The organism is Gordonia sp. GONU (genome assembly GCF_024733855.1).
Lineage (GTDB): Bacteria > Actinomycetota > Actinomycetes > Mycobacteriales > Mycobacteriaceae > Gordonia > Gordonia amicalis.
In genome coordinates this window covers 17630-37530 of the sequence record NZ_JANRHB010000016.1, presented here as the reverse complement: position 1 = coordinate 37530, position 19901 = coordinate 17630, and the positions used below count along the sequence as shown (strand labels likewise).

Below are 19901 nucleotides of genomic sequence, written 5' to 3'. Positions count from 1 at the left end.
GGTCGTCGGTGATGAATGCAGACCGTGAGCCCAATCGCCTCCCGCTGCGCGCGGGGGCGATGATGCTCTTCGCAGTGGCCGTCGTCTTCATCGGGCTCGGCTGGCATTCCGCGGCGACCTCGGGAAGCGATCCCCAGACCGAGACGACCGCGACCGCCACCTCGACGCCCACCGCAGCGACCCCGTCGTCGACCTCTGCCGCGGCGTCGGCGAAGCGCGTGTGCGTCATCAACGCCGGCCAGGTGTCCGGACTCGCGTCGGACGTGACCGACCTGCTGAAGGAGAAGGGCTACACGATGGCCCAGCCCGGCAACTACACCGCGGGTGGCTTCAGCGAGAACACGGTCTTCTACGACGAGGACTCCGACAAGGCGCAGGCCGAGCAGCTCGCGGAGGCGTTGGGCGGCACCGTCTCCGTAGAGGAGCGTCCCAGCTCGTTCACCCGGTGCAAGGGCGGGCTCCCGGTCATCGTGGTGACCGCGGTCAGTGGATCGTGACGCACGAGGCCGGACTATCGTCGAAGCATCCACAATTCAACAGCGCGCCTGTAGTTGTCGCGCACCGTTGGGCCGACGCCCAGTGAACCGCCCCAACCGGGCGCAGACCCGGTGACAGTGATCAAGGAGTGACATGTCCGGACGTTCGAAACTCACCGCGTCGCGCGCCCTCGCCGCGCTGGCTTCCGCGGGACTGATCGGAGTGGCCCTGGCCGGATGTAGCCCCGACCAGAACCCCACTGATGTCCCCGGCACGACCCCGCCGGTGGTCTCCGACAAACCGCTGCCCCCGGGTGCCGAGGACGACGTGGACAGCGAGCCCAGCGGCCAGACCGCGGTCGCCGAGATCAAGGACGCCTCCGGCAAGGTCGTCGGCGAGGCCACCTTCTCGGCCGAGAGCCAGAGCGAGGGTGCGGTCACGGTCAGCGTCCGCATCACCGACGGTGACCTCCCGGCCGGCTTCCACGGCATGCACATCCACGAGAACGGCACCTGCGACGCCGGTGCAGGCGGGGCACAGGCCTTCACCTCGGCGGGTGGGCACCTGCAGGTCAACGGCAACACCAGCCACCCCGCGAGCGGTGACCTGGTCTCGATCAACATCCTGAAGGATCACACCGGCCGAACGGTCACCACGACCGACGCGGTGAAGCTCCAGCAGGTCTTCGGCAAGGCCATCATGATCCACGAGAAGGCCGACAACTTCGGCAACATCCCGGCCGACAAGTACCCGGGTGGACCGAAGGAAGACACCCTGAAGACCGGTGACGCCGGCTCCCGCATCGCCTGCGGCGTCATCGAAGAGAAGAGCTAGGCACCGCGATCCGACAGCGATCGCGGCCGTCCATGACACCGATCGAGTTCGACGGGTCGCCGTCCCCCACTCTGGGGGTCGAGTGGGAATTCGCGCTGACCGACAAGGTCACCGGCGATCTGTCGAACTCGGCGGCGGCGCTCTTCGCCGCGGTCGAGGAGCATCACCCGGAACGTCTGGGGAAGATCCACAAGGAGCTGCTCCGCAACACCGTCGAGCTGGTGACCGGCATCTGCCGGACGACCGGTGAGGCGGTCGCGGATCTCACCGACACGCTCGGCATCGTGCGGGTACTGACCGAAGAACTCGGCGTCGACCTCTACGGCGCGGGCACCCATCCGTTCGCCGAGTACTCGACCCAACTGCTGACCGAAGGGCACCGGTACGCCGAGCTCATCGAGCGCACCCAGTGGTGGGGTCGGCAGATGCTCATCTGGGGCGTCCACGTCCACGTCGGGATCAGCCACCGCGACAAGGTGCTCCCGATCCTCGACGCCCTGCTGAACTACTATCCGCATCTGCTGGCGCTGTCCTCGTCGTCGCCGATGTGGGCCGGCCAGGACACCGGCTACGCCAGCAACCGCGCGATGATGTTCCAGCAGCTCCCGACCGCGGGGCTGCCGTTCCAGTTCGAGACCTGGGAACAGTTCGAGGCTTTCGTCGCCGACCAGAAGACGACCGGGATCATCGACCATCTCAACGAGATCCGCTGGGACATCCGCCCGTCGCCGCATCTCGGCACCATCGAGGTGCGGGTCTGCGACGGCATGACCAACCTCGGTGAGCTCTCGGCGATCGTCGCACTGATCCACTGTCTCGTCGTCGATCTCGACCGTCGGTTCTCCGCGGGGGAGACGCTGCCGACGATGGCGCCCTGGCTCGTTCAGGAGAACAAGTGGCGGGCAGCGCGTTACGGCCTCGAGGCCATCGTCATCCTCGACGCGGACTGCACCGAGAGACTCGTCACCGAGGATCTCCACGACCTGCTCGAACGCCTACAGCCGATCGCGCGCGACCTCGACTGCGTCGACGAACTCGCCGGGATCGAGAACATCATCGCGCAGGGCGCCAGCTATCAGCGGCAGCGCGCGGTGTACCGCGACACCCACTCGATGCGCGACGTCGTCGCATCGGTCGTGGCCGAACTGGGCGGTTAATCCCGGTCGGGTGACTCCATGTCCCGCTCCTCGATGAGGCCGTCGCGGGCACGCTGCTCCTGATACGCCAGGCGTCCGATCCGGTGTGCGACCACGGGTGCGGTGATCAGCGCGAAGAGTCCGGCCAGGATGAGCATTCCACTGTCGACACTGTCGCCGAGTCGCACGACGGCACCGATCAGGACCAGCAGCAGGCCGAAGGTCTGCGGTTTGGTGGCCGCATGCATTCGGCTCAGCGTGTCCGGGAACCGGACCAGGCCGATGGCCGCGGTGACCGCCAGGAGGCAGCCGACGAGAATCAGCGTCGCGCTGACGATGTCCACAATCATTTCTTCACCGTCATGTCTGGTCATCCCGCACACGGAAGCGTGCGATCGACACCGATCCCACGAAGCTGACCAACGACAGCGCGACGATGGCCGGCACGACGGTCGAGTCCCGGCTGTAGGCCGCCCACGCACCGAGGCCACACATGCACAGGGCGATCAGTACGTCGAGCGCGACCAGGCGGTCGAGTGTCGTCGGACCCCGCAGGATCGCGATCGTCGTCAGGACCGCGGCGAGCAACAGCATCGCCGCCACGATCGTCCACACCACGCTCATGACTCCCCTCGATCCGACCGGCCCGTGGTCCGGTCAGGTTCTTCGGCCGGTGGGGCGCCGTCGACCGGTTCGATGGGCCGCACGTGATGGAAGTCCTCGTCGATGCCGTGGTACGGGCTGGGATGCCATTCGCTGTCGCGCTCGAAGGCCTTGATGAACATGCGCTCGACATACGCCACCTGGTCGTAGAAGGCGCGCACCTTCTTCTCCGAGCGGACGTCGAAGACATGGACGTACAGCATGCGCCGCCGGTGGTCGATCTCGAGCACCATCGTGCCCGGCACGAGGTTCAGGTAGTCGACGGCGAGAGTGAGAACCATGTCCGACTTGATCGCCACCCGGACTCGCACGACCGCGCCGAGCGGCGGACGGCCGGGACGCAGGGCCATCCAGCCGATCTGCACACTCGAGACGAAGAAGTCGACGACCATCCGGACGAGGAGCCGCGCCACCGACAACGGATGGATACGGCCCTCGACGGGCACGCGGGGCAGCGGCAGCACGGTGAGCACCGTGATCGCCAGGACGACACCGCCGATGACGTTCGCCCAGGAGACGGTGCCCCACAACAAGACCCACACGAAGGTCAGCCAGGCGATGGTCCAGAGCCGGACCGCGACCTCGCGGCTGTCGCCGCCGAGCCACGTGGGCAGGCTCGTGTGATTGCGCAGCCACACCAGGGCACTGACGAAGTGCCAGAAGAGGAACAGCAGCGACACCCGCCAGGTGTTGATCACCAGCGACAGCACGGGCCCCTTGGTGGAGACCACGGGCGCGCGCCGCTTCGGCGGCCCCGTGTGCTTGCCGGTGTGCGGTTCTCCGGTGGTCACCGTGTTTCACCTCCGCCCAGTACGGCCTCGACATACACGCCGCGGTGCACGACGTCGGTCGCGGCACTGTCGGTGAAGTCGAAGATCGGGCCTGCCCACAGCGTGAGCACCAGACCCGCCACGACCATCGCGAACGTGGGGAGCACCATCATCGCCGGCATGCGGCCGACGTCCTCACGGTCGGAGAAGGCGCCCTCGTCGCGTTCGTCGATGAGTGCGGACGGTCCCTGGTCGGCCAGCTCGCCCTCGGGGGCGTCGGCACGTGGCCGCCAGAAACCCTTGGTCCAGATGCGGGCCATCACATACAGCGTGAGCAGGCTGGTCACGACCGAACCGGTCACCAGAATCCAGGCCAGCACCGAGCCGTTCTGGACGCCGGCCTGGAGAAGGGCGACCTTGCCGATGAACCCGGAGAACGGCGGGATGCCGCCCAGGTTGAGGGCCGGGACCAGGAACAGGACGGCGAGGATCGGGCTGGCGATCAGGCCACCGAGACGACGCAGCGACGCCGAACCCGCTTGACGTTCGATCAGTCCCACCACCAGGAACAACGTGGTCTGGACGAGGATGTGGTGGGCGACGTAGTAGATCGCGGCCGACATGCCGAGTTCCGACGACAGGGCGACACCGAAGACCATGTAGCCGATGTGGCTGACGAGGGTGAACGACAGCAGACGTTTGATGTCGGACTGTGCGATCGCGCCGAAGATGCCCACGATCATCGTCAGCAGACCTGCGACCATCAGCACCGTGTCCATCGACCCGCCGGGGAACAGCAGGGTGTGGGCGCGGACGATCGCGTAGACACCGACCTTCGTGAGCAGACCGGCGAACACCGCGGTGACCGGTGCGGGGGCGGTGGGGTAGGAGTCGGGCAGCCAGGTCGACAGCGGGAACACCGCGGCCTTGATGCCGAAGGCGACCAGCAGCACGGCGTAGAGGGCGTTGCGGGTACCGCTGGAGACGTCGTCGAGACGGACGGCCATCTCCGCGAGGTTCAGCGTGCCGGTCGTGGCGTACGCGAAGGCGATGCCGGCCAGGAAGATCAGCGACGACACCATCGACACCATCACGTACGACGCGCCGGCTCGCACGCGCTCCTCACTGGCACCGAGCGTCAGCAGCACGAAACTCGCCGTGAGGAGCACCTCGAAGGACACGTACAGGTTGAACAGGTCGCCGGCGAGGAAGGCGTTGCAGACACCCGCGGTGAGAATGAGGTAGGTCGGCAGGAAGATCGACGTCGGCTGTTGCGCCGTGCCGTCCCGGATACCCTGACCGATCGCGTACACGACGACGCAGAGCAGCACGATCGTCGAGACGACGAGCATCAGGGCGGCCAGTTGATCGACGACCAGCGTGATCCCGAGCGGACCGTTGGGGTAGCCCTTGTCGCCCCAGCCGCCGATCGCGACGGCGAAGGTGCCGTGCCGGTCGGTCAGGTAGAGCAGCAGGCACGACGTGATGAACGCCACCGAGATCGCCCCGATGGCGACCACGCGCTGGAACCGGGGGCTCCGGCCCAGCAGCAGCGAGAGCGCGGCGGCGCCCAGGGGCACCAGCGTCGGCAGGGCGATCAGGACGGGAATCCAGGACGGCTGCGGAGTCATCGGTCACCCCCTTCGGAACTGTGTGCTGCGTCGTCGGCGGCGATCTTCTCCCCGGAGCTGCTGATGACATTCGGCTCGCCCGAGTCGTCGTCGGGCACCTTGTCGCCAACGACGTCCGGGTCGTCCTCGGTGTCGTCGGAACCGATCTCGTCGATGACGTCCGCGTCGGTCGGCATGATGTCGGTCTCATGCAGGGCGGAGTGCCGCTCGGCGGCCTCCTCGGGGGTGAGCGGGTTGCCCGCGTCGTCGAAGTAGTCGCCGGTCACGGTGTCGGACAAGGTGACCGGGTCGTCGCTGCGGTCGCGGTCGGGGGCGGTGTCGAGCGTGCCGGTCTTGATCTTGACGTCCTCGACGTCGTCCTCGACGTCGTCGTCGTCGCGGTTGATCACGAACAGCCGGTACACCAGCGCGAGCACGAACGCCGCCACACCCATGGTGATGACGATCGCGGTCAGGACCATCCCCTGTGCGAGCGGGTCGGCATCGGTTGCACGGTTCTCCGACGACCGGCCCAGGATCGGCGGATTGCCCATCCCGCCGGACACCACGATGATCATCAGGTTCAGCGCGTTGCCGCACAGGAGCAGGCCGAACAGCATCCGGACCAGGCTGCGTTCCATCAGCAGGTACACACCGCAGGCGGCCATGAATCCGACGACCAGCAGGAGCGGGAGGTTGGTGCTCATCGCGCCACCTGTCCCTTCCCGGTCGGTACGTTCTCGGCGGTCGGTTCGTCCGATTCGGCCGGGACCGTCTCCGACGAGGTCCGGGACCGGACCGTGGTGCGGGCCATCGTCGTCTCGACGTCGAGTCGCGCACCGAGACTGCGCAGCACGTCGAGCACGAGGCCGATCACGATGAGGTAGATGCCGAGGTCGAAGAACAGCGCGGTGACCAGTTTGATGTCGCCGAGGACGGGGACGGTGATCTCGAAGACGGCCGACGAGAGCGCCGGGGCCCCGAGGAACATCGAGGTGATCGCGGTGGTGGCGGAGATCGCCAGACCCGCGCCCAGGATGCGGCCCGGTTCGATCGGCAGGGCCTCACCGAGCTCGTAGCGTCCGCCGGCGAGGTACCGCAGGACGAGTGCGAGTCCTGCCGTGAGTCCGCCGGCGAAACCACCGCCCGGCGAGTTGTGGCCGGCGTAGAAGAAGTAGACCGAGAGCACCACCATCGTCGGGAACAGCAGACGTGTCGTCGCCTCCAGCACCATCGAACGGTGCCGCGGGTCGCGCAGACCCGACCCGAGCAGCCACGTCGTGCGGTCGGGTGGGATCGGATCGTCGTCGTCCGAATCGTCGCCACTGATGCCCGCCTGCAGCCGGATGGCGTCGGCGACGCGTGGTGCCGCGCCGAAGCGTCGGTTGCGGAACACCATCGAGGCGACGCCGGTCGCCGCGACGATCAGCACCGACACCTCGCCGATCGTGTCCCAGGCGCGGATGTCGACCAGGAGCACGTTCACCGCGTTCGCGCCGTGCCCGTACTTGTAGGCGGCTTCGGGGAGGTCGACGTGCAGGGGCTCGGTCGAGCGCGCGGAGGCGGCGTACAGACCGATCACCACGAGCATGGCGCCGAATGCGAGACCGATCAGCGCGCGGAGGGGCTTGAAGGCGGTGGCGTGCCGCTTCTCCGGCTCGGCGGGCAGCTTGCGCAGCACGAGCACGAAGATGACCAGCGTCAGGGTCTCCACCAGGAACTGGGTGAGGGCGAGGTCGGGGGCACCGTAGAGCGCGAACAGCATGCCGCAGCCGTAGCCGGTGATGCCGACCAACAGTGTCGCGGCGAGACGATTGCGCAGGACGACCGCGGCGAGCGCCGAGGCGATCATGATTCCGCCGATGACGACCTGGACCGCGGTGGCGCTGTAGTCGACCTGCAGCCGGTCGCGCGCGCCGAGGAACAGGACGATCGTCGGCAGCAGGATCGCCGTGCACAGGATGACGCCCTGGGTGATGGGCAGTGAACCGCGCTGGGTGTTGCGGGTCAGCAGCAGCGAGATGGTGTCGGCCGAACGCAGCGCAGCGTCGTAGATGCGGTCGGCGTTGAGCAGGGGCCGGAACCCGAAGACGCGGTCGCGGATTCGGCGGATGCCGAGGAAGGCGATCACGCCGCCCACGATGACGATGATCGAGAAGATCACCGGGAGGCCGAATCCATGCCACAGGGCGAGGTGTTCGATCTCGTGGCCGTAGCTGTTCAGGGTCTCGGCGTAGGGCTCGAAGAGATCGCCGATCGGTCCGCTGACGAGTCCGGCCACCACACCGGCGACCGCGAGGACGACCGGGGAGAGGTAGAAGGCCCATGAGGGTGCGTGCATCTTCGCCACTGCCGGGCTGGGCGTGTGCCGCACCTTGCGACCGAAGGCCCCCCACAGGAAACGGAGCGTGTACGCGCAGGTGATGATCGAGCCGACGAGCAGCACGATGTCGACGGTGTGGGCCTGCCAGGGGGCGAGGGCGCCGGTGTCCCAGACCGACGCGAAGGCGGTTTCCTTGCCGATGAAACCGAAGGTGAAGGGGATGCCGGCCATGCTGGCGCCGGCGACCGCGGCGGTGATGGCGAGCACGGGTAGCCGATGACCGAGCCGCGCGAGTTTACGTATGTCGCGGGTACCGGTGGCGTGGTCGATGATGCCGACGACCATGAACAGCGAGGCTTTGAACATGGCGTGCGCGACGAGCATGGCGAGTCCGGCCATGGCCACGTTGGCGTCGCCGATGCCGACGAGCACGGCCATGAACCCGAGCTGGGACACCGTGCCGAAGGCCAGGATGAGCTTGAGGTCGAGTTCACGCAGCGACCGCCAGCCGCCGAGGACCATCGTGAACGCGCCCAGTCCGACGACGGCGACCTGCCAGCTGGCGGTGACCGAGAAGGCCGGGGCCAGCCGCGCGATCAGGTAGATGCCGGCCTTCACCATCGCCGCGGCGTGCAGGTACGCGCTGACCGGGGTGGGGGCGGCCATGGCGCCCGGGAGCCAGAAGTGGAACGGGACGATGGCCGATTTGCTGAGCGCGCCGACGAGCAGCAGGACGATCGCGACGTCGACGTAGACGCCGGTCGGCGGCGCCGCGATGATCTCCGAGAGCAGGTAGGTCCCGGACCGTTCGCCCAGCATGACGATGCCGACGAGCATGGCCAGACCGCCGAAGGTGGTGACCAGCAGCGCCTGGGTGGCCGACCGGCGGGCAGTCGCGCGGACGCCGTAGAAGCCGACCAGCATGAACGACAGCACGGTCGTGAGCTCCCAGAACACATAGAGCACGAGCATGTTGTCGGAGACGACCAGACCGAACATGGCACCGGCGAACGCGACCATCTCGCCGCCGAACAGCGCGACGCGGGGACGGGCGTCGTCGAAGTAATGGGCGCAGTAGCAGAGCACGAGGGCGCCCACCCCGAGGATCAGCACGGACAGGATCGCCGCGAGGGTGTCGAACCGGGTGGCGATGTCCATCTGCAGCGACGGAACCCAGCTCACCGTCTCCACGACGACGCGGTCGGCTTCCGGTTCGGGCCAGTGGGTGATCACCCAGATCAGGGCGCCGAGCGGCGCGAGCGCGAGGATGTAAAAGCCCCGGGTGCCGATCCAGTGGATGACTGCGGGCGCTATCAGTGCGCACACTGCCAACGCAGTCAACACGGATATCAAAAGGGCACTCCGTCTTTCTCCCGGCGGGGTGTCACGGGCGAACACCCGCGGGAACTACTTTACCGTTGCCCGTATGTTCCGGTTCGACTGGCTCTGGCGTCTCCTTGTGGTACTGGCTTCGATCGTGGTGGTCGCGGGCTCACTGGCCGGGTGTGGCGAGGAGGAGCAAGCCGGTCCCGAGGGTGTCCCGCTGCCGTCGGATTTTCCCGTCACGCAGGTGCCGCTGATCGACGGGCACGTGCTCTCGGCGAGCGGTACACGCGCCGACGGCTGGGAGGTCACCGTCCAGGGTCCGGCGAATGCCGGCAACCAGCTCGACGCGGCGGCGAAGAAGCTCACCGACGCCGGCTACACCGAATCGCACCGTTCCACCGAAGGTGGTCAGTCGGTCGCCGTGTTGTCCGCGTCCAAGGGCGGATCGACCTTCTGGGTCCAGATCGGCGCATCACCCCAGGCGGCCGGTGGTGGTTCATCGGTGTTCTACCTGGTGAACGCGGAGTAATCCGGCGCGTCGGCCCCCGCTGCGGCGGGGGCTTTCTCGTGCCCGAAGCTGCGAGACAAATGACAGAACATGTCAGGTGTTGACCTAACGCCTTTCGGTTACTAGTCTCTCCTGTGACCCGATTCACAACGCTGCGTCACCGTGTTGTCCGCCCTGGACTCCGGGGCCGCACATCCACTCATCGAGGAGCTGTTCCATGACGACGACCGAACAGGCGACCGACCCACTCGCCACCATCGCCGACCGCGACCGAGTCTTCATCGGAGGCCGCTGGGTCGAATCGAGCGGCAATGACTGGATCGACGTGGTCGACTCGTACTCCGAGCGCACCGCGGCCCGCGTCCGTGCCGCCACCGCCGAGGACATGGCGCGTGCCGTCGACGTGGCCCGGGCATCGTTCGACGGCGGTGAATGGGCGCGCAAGTCGCCTGCGGAACGTGCCGACGTGATCGACGCCATCGCCGACCGCCTCGAGACGCGGATCCCCGAACTGACGACCCTCGGCATCGTCGAGGTCGGCGTCACCGCGCCCGTCAGCGCGATGACCCAGCAGATGGTGCTCGGCCTGTACCGTGCGGTGGCCGCCGAGGCGCGCAAGGTGAATGTCGTCGAGGAGCGTCCGCGCGCCGACGGCGGGGTCTCCCGCATCGTCAAGGAGCCGACCGGCGTCGTCGCCGCGATCATCCCCTGGAACGGTCCCATCGGCAGCATCGCCTTCAAGGTGATCCCGGCGCTGGCCGCCGGGTGCTCGGTGGTCCTCAAGACCTCGCCCGAGGCGCCGCTGTCGCCGTCGGTGTTCGCCGACGTGGTCGCCGAACTCGTCGAAGAGGGTGTGATCCCCGAGGGCGTCCTCAGCGTGCTCGTCGCCGACCGTGAGGTCTCCGAGTCGCTCGTGGTCAACCCGAAGGTCGACCACATCACCTTCACCGGCAGCACCGCCACCGGCCGTCGGATCATGAGCCTCGCGGCCGACCGGGTCGCGAAGGTGTCCCTCGAACTGGGCGGCAAGTCCGCGGCGATCATCCTCGACGACGCTGACCTGAACACGGTGATGGCCAACCTGCCGATGGCCGGTTGCATGCAGTCCGGCCAGGCGTGTGTCGCCCTGACCCGCGTCCTCGTCTCGCGCAAGCGTCACGACGAGATCGTCGGGGCGTACAAGGCGGCCCTCGACATGATCCCGATCGGAAACCCCTGGGAGCAGACGAATTTCCTGGGGCCGCTGACCTCGGAGCGTCACCGTGAGCGCGTTGAGGGCTACATCGAGAAGGCCAAGGCCGAGGGTGCCGAGGTCGTCTACGGCGGCGGTAGGGTCGGGGATCAGGGCTTCTTCGTGCAGCCCACGATCATCGACAACGTGCGCAACGACATGACGATCGCCCAGGAAGAGGTGTTCGGTCCCGTCATCTCGATCATCACCTACGAAGACGAAGACGACGCGGTGGCCATCGCCAACGACTCCGTCTACGGCTTGTCCGGTGCCGTCTTCACCGCCGACGTGGAGCGCGGATTCGAACTCGCGCAACGCATCCGGACCGGAACGGTCAACGTGAACACCTCTGTTCTCGACTTCACCCTGCCGTTCGGCGGCTACAAGCAGTCCGGTGTCGGCCGCGAGGGCGGCGCGGAGGGTCTCGAGGAGTTCTTCGAGATCAAGACCGTGCACCTACCGGCGCCCCCGCAGTCCTGAACCGGGTGAGGGCGGACCTCTCCGACGGCTGCACGACCGACAACTGAACGACGCCAACGTGGCGATCCTTCCGGGTCGCCAAGGTGGCGCGCGGAACGAAACAGACGACCAGGCGTGACACTGTCACGCCTGGTCGTCGTCGTTGAAATCAGCTGTGTGGCAACGAGAAAAGAAAACCTTGAGCTGCTGACAAATATCACTTGACGTCTCATGTTCAACGATCTAACGTGGTGCCCGAAGGTGGCGGTCATCACATCGACTCACACGTCACGATGCGAGTCACCTCGTTTCACGGCGTCAGTCAGCCTGGCCGCGAACTCGGCAGGTATCGCCACTCACCCCCCCCAGAGCAAGGATCGAACATGAAACTCGAAGGCAAAGTCGCACTCATCACCGGAGCCGGCTCGGGTCTGGGCCGTCAGTCCTCCCAGCTGTTCACGGCGGAGGGTGCCAAGGTCGCCGTCGTCGACATCGACGGTGATCGCGCCGAGCAGACCGTGAAGCTCGTCGAGCAGCAGGGTGGCGAGGCGATCGCCATCACCGCCGACGTCTCCAAGAAGGACCAGATCACCGCCGCGGTAGACCAGACGGTCGCCGAGTTCGGCAAGCTCGACATCGCTTGGGCCAATGCGGGAGTCGTCTCGCGCGGTGGCGTGCCCACCGTCGCCGGCGGCGAGCAGGTCAACTTCGAGGACCTGACCGAGGAGGACTGGAACAATGTCCTCGGCGTCAACCTCTCCGGTGTCATCTTCACCGCCCAGGCCGCGGTTCCCCATCTCAAGCGCAACGGCGGCGGCACCATCATCGCCACCTCGTCGGCGGCCTCGTTCCTCGCCTACCACCAGATCGCGCTGTACTCGGCCACCAAGGCCGGCGTCAACGGCCTCGTGCGCGGCCTGAGCCTGGACCTCGGCCCCTTCGGCATTCGCGTCAACGGCCTCGCACCGACCCACGGCATGTCGCCGAACTTCCTGATGCCCGCCGGTTCGCCGGTCGTCGGCCAGTCCTACGAAGAGGTCTCCGGCCCGTGGGACCCGTTCGTCTCGCCGATCCCGCTCAAGCTGAACCGCCCGCCGTCACTCGTCGACAACGCCAAGATCGCCCTGTTCCTGGCCTCGGATGACGCCGCCTACATGTCCGGCCAGGTCATCTCCTCGGGCGACGGCGGCACCATGTCGCGCGTCGGCATGTGGTTCCCCGAGGACCTCGAGCAGAAGAACCCGAACGCCTGACCATGTCCTCCCCGCAGCCCACCACTCTCATCGTGGATCGCGTGGCGTGCGCCGGACACGGACTGTGCTACGGGGTCGCCCCTGATCTGATCGACGCCGACGATCAGGGCGACCCCGTTGTTCCGGAACGCGCTCTCACCCCGGACGAGGCGGCTCAGGCAAGCGAGGCGGTGTCGATGTGTCCGGAACGGGCCCTGGCGCTGCTCACCACCGACTCCACGACCACAAAGGACCAGTAATGACAACAGCGGAACGATCCCGCGAGGACGTCACCGTCGACTTCGACGTCTACGACCAGTCCATCGCAGCCCCGATCGATCGATTCCAGGAATTTGCCGCAGAACTCGCCGCGAAGGGACCGGTCGTCTACTCGACGGCCCACGGCGGCCACTGGATCGTCACCTCTTACGACGAGATCCACGAGGTCCTGCGCGACGCGGAGACCTTCTCGAGCTACCCCAACAACCTGGTGACGAACGAGGCCTTCGGCAAATTCATCCCGATCGAGCTCGATCCCCCGGAGCACACCGGCTACCGCAAGGCGCTGCAGCCGCTGTTCGGTCCGGCGCGGATGAAAAAGCTGTCCGATGACATCAGAGGTGTCGTCAACGACCTGCTCGACGGCTTCGCGAAGAAGGGTGAGGCCGAATACATCTCGGAGTTCGCCCACGAACTCCCGGCTCGGATCTTCTTGGCGCTGATGGACTGGCCGGTCGAGGACGCGCCGCTGTTCACCGAGGCGACCGACGTCGTGCTGTTCGGCAAGCCCGGTGGCTCCGAACAGGAGTCGCTGGAAGCTCGTGCGATCGCCGGCATGCAGATGCTCGGCTACTTCCAGAAGATGGTCGACGAGCGCCGGGCGAGCCCGGGCGACGACGTCACCTCGCAGCTCATCCACACCGAGGTGGAGCTCGAGGACGGACTCCGGCTGCTGACCGACGAAGAGCTGAACCGCATGTTCTTCCTGCTGCTCATCGCCGGCCTGCACACCGTCCAGGGCTCGCTGGCGTGGGCGATCGTCCACCTGGTGAACCATCCCGAGCAGCGACAGCAGATCATCGACGACCCGGAGCTGATGATCCCGACCGCGGTCGAGGAGATCCTGCGCATCGAGGCGGCCGTGGTGCCCGGGCGTCGCGCCACCCGTGACGTCGAACTGGGCGGGATGAAGATCTCGGCGGGCGAGCAGCTGATCCTGATGCTCTGCTCGGCGAATCGGGACCACGAGGAGTTCGAGGACCCCGATGCCCTCGACATCGCCCGTAAGCCGAACCGCCATCTGTCGTTCGGCGGTGGCGCACACCGATGCCTCGGTTCACATCTCGCGCGCATCGAACTCACGGTCGCGCTCGAAGAGATCCTGCGCCGAATCCCCGATTTCCAGCTCGTGGAATCGGATCCGCCGGTGTTCCACGCCAGCCAGGTGCGTGGCTGCGTCCGCATGCCGATCCGGTTCACCCCGGAGTCCTGACCCGGCGTCCCAGACCACCGGTGCGGCGGGTTGTGTTCCCCGCTCGCCGCACCGGTACCCAGGCCGCACCGTTGCCCCATAAAACTTATTACTGTAGGTTTAGGTCCGTATCCGCGGCAGCCCGCCGGGTGCATCCCTACTCGCAGACAACCGCTCCTCCACGGAGGGAATCATGACCACTTCGCTTCCCCGTCAAGATCGAATCAGGCGTGCGCTGGATCTCCTGCGCAACGAGACGACGGACAAGTTCGACGAGATCGTCCAGTTCGAGTCCGAAGAGTTCACCGATCCGGTGCTCGCGAAGGAGGAGCGCGACCACATCTTCGGCCGTGTGCCCTCGATCGTCGCGCACGGCAGCGAGATCTCCCGGCCCAACGACTTCGTCACGGTCCAGATGCCGCGGAACAACATCATCGTGGTGCGGCAGAAGGACGGCAGTGTCCGGTCGTTCGTCAATCTCTGCCGGCATCGCGGGGCGATGCTCGAGAAGAGCGAGAAGGGGCGCTGCCGGATCTTCTCGTGTGGCTACCACCGCTGGTCCTACGACCCGGACGGATCGCTGCGGACCATCACGCGCGACTCGACCTTCGGCGACGTGGATCGTTCCGACCACGGACTCATCGAGATCCCGACCGAGGAGCGTCACGGATTCATCTGGGTCGTCGACAACGCCTCGGCCGAGATCGACGTCGCGGCGTGGCTCGGTCCCGAGATCGACACGATGCTCGCCGAGTACAACCTGGACAAGCTGGTGTGCTTCCGGGCGGGGGGCTTCGACGAGCCCACCAACTGGAAGATCATGCAGGACGCCTTCCTGGACGGCTACCACATCCAGTACGCGCACCCGAACACCGCGGGCAAGATCATCCACACCAACGTGATGGCCTTCGAGGACTTCGGGCGGCACTGCCGGTTCATCGCGCCGCGCAAGACGATCGACCGGTTCCTAGAAGAGGATCCCGGTGACGCGCCGCTGGACAAGTACGTCACCGAGACCCATTGGCTCGGGCCGAACAGCACGTTGCTCCGCCAGCCGGATCACTTCCAGCTGTTGACCTTCCGGCCGCATCCCACCGACCCGACCAAGTCGCGGATGGAGCAGCGTCTGATCGTTCCGTCGGTCGAGGACAGCGGAATGGAACAGGAGCGCTGGGAGCGCCTGTGGAACAAGAACTGGGAGATCCTGCTCGCGGTTCTGCATCAGGAGGATTTCCCGTTGCTGCGCGATTCACAGGTGGGCATGGGCAGTGCCGACGCCGGTGAGATGCTCTTGGGCCGCAACGAGATCGCCAACCAGGTCTTCCGTCGTGAGACCAAGAGGCTGGTCGCCGAAGGACGCGCCGCCGGTTCGTGATCGCCGGGGGGTCGGTTCGGCCGAATCGGCCCGTGTCGGCGAAGTCCGATTTATCCTATAAGCGTTAGGTGATTGGGGGGCCGGTCGTCCCGCCGGATTCTCGCAGTGCGGCGGCCGCGCCCCTCGGTCGCATCGAAACCCGTTGACATAGAAGAAAGTACGATCATGACCGCAACCATCGGCAAAGCCCTCGACTGGTGGGCCCGGACCAAGGGTGACACCACCGCCGTGGTGTTCTCCGAGTCCGAGATCTCCTACCGTGAGCTCCGGGACTGGAGCAGCCGCATCGCCCGCCTCCTCGTGGAAGACAAGGGAGTCGCCCGGGGTGACCGGGTGGGCCTGCTCGGGCCGAACTCGCTCGAGTGGCCGGTCGCGGCCCTCGGTGCGCTCAAGTCCGGTGGTGTCCTGGTTCCGCTCAACAGCCGTTACCGTCCGGCGGAGCTGCGGAAGATCGCCGACGACGCGGGAATCGGCGTCGTGATCGTTGCGCCGGGTTTCGAACAGCTCGCCGAGGACACCGCCGCGATCGGTGAACCGTTCACCGTGGTCACCTACGCCGAGCTCGAGGCGCTGCGTAGCGGGAGTGCGGACGACTTCCGGGTCGATCTCGATCGGGACGAGCCGACCACCGTGCTGTTCACCAGTGGGTCCACCGGTCTGTCCAAGGGGGTGATCCTGACCAATCAGACCCTCACGTCGATCGTCCTGGAGAACACGCTCACCGAGGAGGGCTTCCGGCCGGGAACCACCACGCTGCTGGTCCTGCCGCTCGCCTTCACCCCGGGTCTGGTGTACGGACTCCTGATCACGACGGTTCTGGGCGGCACGCTGGTCATCGAGCCGGAACTGAACCCCTCGAACGCGGTGAAGCTCCTCGAGAAGCACTCGGTGGAAGCCATCTTCGGTGTTCCGCTGATCTTCGAGGCCATCTCGCGTGCCCCGGAGTTCGCCGACGCGGACCTGAGTTCCCTCAAGACCGCGATCGTCGGCGGCGCCGCGGTGCCGGTGCCGTTGCTCAAGCGCTGGGGCGACAAGGGCGTGCTGCTGCGCCAGATCTACGGCATGACCGAAGCGGGCGGCGTCGCGACCGCGACGATCCGCGAGGAGGCCTTCGAGTACCCGGATCGGTGCGGCACCGGGTCGATCTTCACCGAGGTCAAGGTCTTCAACGACAAGGGTGAGGAAGCGGCGCCCGGCGAAGAGGGCGAGCTCGTCGTCCGCGGCCCGGGTGTGACCCCCGGATACTGGAACGACCCCGAGACCACCGCGCAGGCCCTCCGGAACGGCTGGCTGCACAGCGGTGACCTGGGCGAGGCGGACGAAGAGGGTCGGGTGAAGTTCGTCGATCGTCTCAAGGACCTCATCATCTCCGGCGGCATCAACATCTCGCCGGTGGAACTCGAGATCGCGATCGGCGCCATCGACGGTGTCCAGGAAGTCGCCGTGATCGCGGCGAACGACGACCGGTTCGGCGAGACGCCGGCGGCCATCGTGACGACCTCGGGCGACGTCGACGAGAAGACGATCGTCGAGCACTGCCAGCAGGTCCTGGCCGACTTCAAGGTGCCCCGCTACGTGGTGATCCGGCAGGACCCGCTGCCCCGGCTCCCAAGTGGAAAGATCGCCAAGACGGTGATCCGGGACGAGTACAAGGACGTGGACACTCGCTTCGATCGCGTGCGCTGAGGGGTGCGCGTGCGTTAGGCGGGATACGCGCTGGGTGTGAGACGGCCGAGGTTGCGGAGGACATCCGCGCCTCGGTCGTTTTGCTTGTCGGCCGCCTCGACGCCACGGACGACGAGGCTGTCTCGAATTTTCCGCCTCGTGGACAGATGACACAGTTTGTCCGTTGTAACATCGCTTGAGGGAGGTGCACACACGTGGCACGCAGAAAGACGGGCAACGTCCTGAGCGAGGACGTCGACGAGGCCCGTAAACAGATCATGGTCGCTGCCGAGAAGGTTTTCCAGCGATACGGCGTATCCAAGACGACGATGGACGACATCGGTCGTGAGGCCGGTGTGTCCCGCCCGACCGTCTACCGCTACTTCGGCGACCGCGACACGCTCATCTCGGCCATAATCGAGCGGCGCTCGCGGATGCTGTTCGCCAAAGCGCGGAAGTTCTTGCTCGAGAAGGAGACCTTCGCCGATCAGCTCGTCGAGGGCCTGATCTTCCTGGTCGACCGCGGACGTCGTGATCCGTTGATCCGCATCCTCGTCAGCCCCGAGCACATGCAGATGGCCGAACCGCTGGTCGGTGCCTCGGGCCTCGCCGCGCGGCTGACCGCCGAGATGTGGGACCCGGTCATCGAACGGGCGATGGAGCGCGGCGAGGTCCGACGGGACGTCGACAGGGAGAAGATGGCGGAGTGGATCGCGCTCGTCCAGTTCATCCTCGTCGGGCGTCTGGACTTCGATCGTCCGGACGACCCCGAACACCGGGACATGTTGCGTACCTTCGTTCTTCCGGCGTTCTTGCCGAGCGCGGTGCCGGCCGCTACCGCCAAGTCCTAGCCCGAACCGCAAAGCGCCCCTGAAATTCGCCCTCCACAGACTGTCCGACGACACCACGTCGGCGCGACTACAGAGGGTGGTTTCCAGGGGCGGTTTCGGTGGCTACGGCGAACTCTCGGAGTAGACCTCGTCGATGACCGAGGCGTACTTGTCGGCGACGGCGCGTCGTTTGAGTTTCATGGTCGGTGTCAGTTCGTCGGAATCCGGTAGCCACTCGTCGGCGAGCAGCCGATAGTGCTTGACCTGCTCGACCCGTGACAGCTGACCATTGGCGCGCTCGACTGCTTCGGCGATCACGGCCTGCAGGGCAGGATTCGCGACCAGTGTCGCCGGGGAGCCGTCGGCGAGACCGTGCGCGGCCGCGTAGGTGTCCGCGGCGTCCGGATCCAAGACGATCAGTGCGACGTTGTACGGGCGCCGGTCGCCGAAGACACACGCCTGGCCGATGAGCGGCGATGCGCTCTTGAGTTTGCCCTCGATGTTCACCGGCGACATGTTCTTACCGGCGGCGTTGATGATGAGTTCCTTCTTGCGGTCGACGATCGTGACCCATCCGTCTTCGTCGATCCGTGCGATGTCACCGGTGTGCAGCCAACCCGACTCGTCGATGGCCTCGGCGGTCCTCTCGGGGTCTTTGCGATAGCCCATCATCACATGGGGGCCGCGCAGGAGCAGTTCGCCGTCCGGCGCCAGTTTCGCCTCGGTACCCGGTTGCGCGAGTCCGACCTTCCCGACGCGAATGTCGGTGGGCAGGTTGGTGAAGCCGAGTGCTCCGGTCTCGGACATGCCGAAACCTTCCTGGAGCGGAGTGCCGATGGCGAGGAAGAACTCGTGTACCGCCGGCGCGATCGGGGCGGCGCCGGTCATGAGCAGCGCGACGCGGTCGAGGCCGAGCTGAGCGCGGAGTCCCGCAAAGATCTGTCCGTCGGCGGCGGCGACCGACGCTTCGACCTCGGCCGGGACGGGTTCGTGACGCTGCTCCATCTGTACCCTGCGCGTTGCCGCCTCGATTGCCGCGAGCGTGGGTTCCCGCTGATCGTCCGGAAGTGCGGCGAAACGGGCGAGGAGTGCGGTACGGAGCTTTTCCCAGATCCGGGGAACGCCGAGGAACCAGGTCGGACGCGCCTCGGCCACGGCGGCGAAGACGGCTGTCGCGTCACGCACGGTCGTGATCGGCCATCCGGTCACGATCGCCAGATAGTGGGAGAAGACGCGGTCGGCCGCATGTGCCGTGGGGAGATAGCTGATCGCCGCGCCGTCGGAGGCGAACGGGAAGCGCAGGTTGCAGGTGAACATCACGAACATGAGGTTCGCGTGGGTGAGCTCGACCCCCTTGGGGTCCCCGGTGGTCCCGGAGGTGTAGATCAGGGTCGCCAGGTCGTCGGGCCCGAGGGTGCGCCAGGCCTGTTCGAAGTCGAAGCCGTCCGAGGGATGCCGCCGGAGGTCGGCGAGGCAGATGAGCGCCTCGGGACCGTCGTCGCGACCGTACGGACCGTCGTCGACGGCTCCGTTGACCACGATGTGTTCGACGGTGGGCGCCGCCGTGCGTCGGAGAACGTCGACGAACTCGGGATCGGCGACGACGACGCGGTTGCCCGCGTTCTCGAACAGGTAGCTGATCTGTTCGGGCGCCGAGGTCAGGTAGATGGAGAAGGGGGTCGCGCCGAGGTGCAGCACCGCCATGTCGAGGATGTGGAACTCCGGACTGTTGCGCACCATGAGGGCGACGGTGTCACCGCGGGAGACGCCGAGGCCCGCGAGGCCGGTGGCCACTTCCTCCACCGCGTCGCGGTACTCACCCCAGGTGTACGAACGGTTTTCGCCGAATGCGGTCAGGGCGGTGCAGTGGGTGCGATTCGCCGCGGTTGCCTGGAAGGCGTCGACCAGGGTGGTGGCGGAGATACCGGGAGCCGCGACGGGTTCCGGCGATGTCTGTGTGCGGTTCATGGGTCCTGTCTCGATTGCGTTGG

The 19901-nt window shown here is 66.7% G+C and carries 18 protein-coding genes; 11 read left to right on the top strand and 7 right to left on the bottom strand.

Annotation, left to right across the window (positions count from 1 at the left end; genetic code table 11):
* The first annotated feature begins 11 nt into the window (after nt 1–11).
* The 3 genes from NWF34_RS15405 to NWF34_RS15395 all read left to right on the top strand — a co-directional run bounded on the left by NWF34_RS15405 (nt 12) and on the right by NWF34_RS15395 (nt 2468).
* On the top strand, nt 12–497 hold the full coding sequence (locus NWF34_RS15405; RefSeq protein ID WP_096272914.1) for a LytR C-terminal domain-containing protein: 486 nt from the start codon (nt 12–14) through the stop codon (nt 495–497).
* 133 nt (nt 498–630) lie between these two features.
* On the top strand, nt 631–1311 hold the full coding sequence (locus tag NWF34_RS15400; RefSeq protein WP_096272916.1) for a superoxide dismutase family protein: 681 nt from the start codon (nt 631–633) through the stop codon (nt 1309–1311).
* Nucleotides 1312–1343: 32 nt separating this feature from the next.
* Nucleotides 1344–2468: a glutamate--cysteine ligase gene (locus NWF34_RS15395; protein WP_096272918.1), complete on the top strand. Its 1125-nt coding sequence runs from the start codon at nt 1344–1346 to the stop codon at nt 2466–2468.
* Here the strand turns inward: NWF34_RS15395 and mnhG are convergent.
* The 6 genes from mnhG to NWF34_RS15365 are packed head-to-tail and all read right to left on the bottom strand — an operon-like array spanning nt 2465 to nt 9166.
* Nucleotides 2465–2797 (bottom strand): monovalent cation/H(+) antiporter subunit G, encoded by a 333-nt coding sequence (gene mnhG / locus NWF34_RS15390; protein ID WP_096272920.1) that lies wholly within the window; start codon nt 2795–2797, stop codon nt 2465–2467. The genes NWF34_RS15395 and mnhG overlap by 4 nt on opposite strands.
* Nucleotides 2798–2807: 10 nt before the next feature.
* Nucleotides 2808–3071 (bottom strand): monovalent cation/H+ antiporter complex subunit F, encoded by a 264-nt coding sequence (locus NWF34_RS15385; protein WP_096272922.1) that lies wholly within the window; start codon nt 3069–3071, stop codon nt 2808–2810.
* The gene (locus NWF34_RS15380) at nt 3068–3901 is read right to left on the bottom strand and encodes a Na+/H+ antiporter subunit E (RefSeq protein WP_096272924.1); all 834 of its coding nucleotides are present in this window, start codon (nt 3899–3901) and stop codon (nt 3068–3070) included. Before NWF34_RS15380 ends, NWF34_RS15385 begins: the two co-directional genes overlap by 4 nt.
* Nucleotides 3898–5511, bottom strand: coding sequence for a Na+/H+ antiporter subunit D (locus NWF34_RS15375; protein WP_096272926.1), 1614 nt, complete (start codon nt 5509–5511; stop codon nt 3898–3900). The genes NWF34_RS15380 and NWF34_RS15375 overlap by 4 nt, the downstream gene beginning before the upstream one ends.
* On the bottom strand, nt 5508–6197 hold the full coding sequence (locus NWF34_RS15370) for a Na(+)/H(+) antiporter subunit C (RefSeq protein WP_096272928.1): 690 nt from the start codon (nt 6195–6197) through the stop codon (nt 5508–5510). Before NWF34_RS15370 ends, NWF34_RS15375 begins: the two co-directional genes overlap by 4 nt.
* On the bottom strand, nt 6194–9166 hold the full coding sequence (locus tag NWF34_RS15365) for a Na+/H+ antiporter subunit A (protein ID WP_238064139.1): 2973 nt from the start codon (nt 9164–9166) through the stop codon (nt 6194–6196). The genes NWF34_RS15370 and NWF34_RS15365 overlap by 4 nt, the downstream gene beginning before the upstream one ends.
* A gap of 73 nt (nt 9167–9239) precedes the next feature.
* On the opposite strand from NWF34_RS15365, the gene NWF34_RS15360 reads away from it, so the two are divergent.
* The 8 genes from NWF34_RS15360 (at nt 9240) to NWF34_RS15325 (ending at nt 17931) form a co-directional block, all read left to right on the top strand.
* Nucleotides 9240–9668: a hypothetical protein gene (locus tag NWF34_RS15360; protein ID WP_024500250.1), complete on the top strand. Its 429-nt coding sequence runs from the start codon at nt 9240–9242 to the stop codon at nt 9666–9668.
* A 196-nt stretch (nt 9669–9864) separates the two neighbouring features.
* Nucleotides 9865–11358: an aldehyde dehydrogenase gene (locus NWF34_RS15355; protein WP_024500249.1), complete on the top strand. Its 1494-nt coding sequence runs from the start codon at nt 9865–9867 to the stop codon at nt 11356–11358.
* Between the two features lie 362 nt (nt 11359–11720).
* A complete protein-coding gene (locus NWF34_RS15350) occupies nt 11721–12590 on the top strand; it encodes an SDR family NAD(P)-dependent oxidoreductase (protein WP_024500248.1) in 870 nt (289 codons plus the stop codon).
* A gap of 2 nt (nt 12591–12592) precedes the next feature.
* Nucleotides 12593–12829, top strand: a complete 237-nt coding sequence (locus tag NWF34_RS15345) for a ferredoxin (protein WP_096272936.1) — start codon at nt 12593–12595, stop codon at nt 12827–12829.
* Nucleotides 12829–14061, top strand: a complete 1233-nt coding sequence (locus tag NWF34_RS15340; RefSeq protein ID WP_024500246.1) for a cytochrome P450 — start codon at nt 12829–12831, stop codon at nt 14059–14061. Before NWF34_RS15345 ends, NWF34_RS15340 begins: the two co-directional genes overlap by 1 nt.
* Before the next feature lie 172 nt (nt 14062–14233).
* Nucleotides 14234–15415, top strand: coding sequence for an aromatic ring-hydroxylating dioxygenase subunit alpha (locus tag NWF34_RS15335; protein WP_096272938.1), 1182 nt, complete (start codon nt 14234–14236; stop codon nt 15413–15415).
* 165 nt (nt 15416–15580) lie between these two features.
* Nucleotides 15581–17101: a class I adenylate-forming enzyme family protein gene (locus NWF34_RS15330; protein ID WP_024500244.1), complete on the top strand. Its 1521-nt coding sequence runs from the start codon at nt 15581–15583 to the stop codon at nt 17099–17101.
* A gap of 194 nt (nt 17102–17295) precedes the next feature.
* Nucleotides 17296–17931, top strand: a complete 636-nt coding sequence (locus tag NWF34_RS15325) for a TetR/AcrR family transcriptional regulator (protein WP_024500243.1) — start codon at nt 17296–17298, stop codon at nt 17929–17931.
* Between the two features lie 102 nt (nt 17932–18033).
* Here the strand turns inward: NWF34_RS15325 and NWF34_RS15320 are convergent, their stop codons facing one another.
* Complete coding sequence (locus NWF34_RS15320; protein WP_024500242.1) at nt 18034–19878, bottom strand: long-chain fatty acid--CoA ligase; 1845 nt, start codon at nt 19876–19878, stop codon at nt 18034–18036.
* Between the last annotated feature and the right edge of the window lie 23 nt (nt 19879–19901).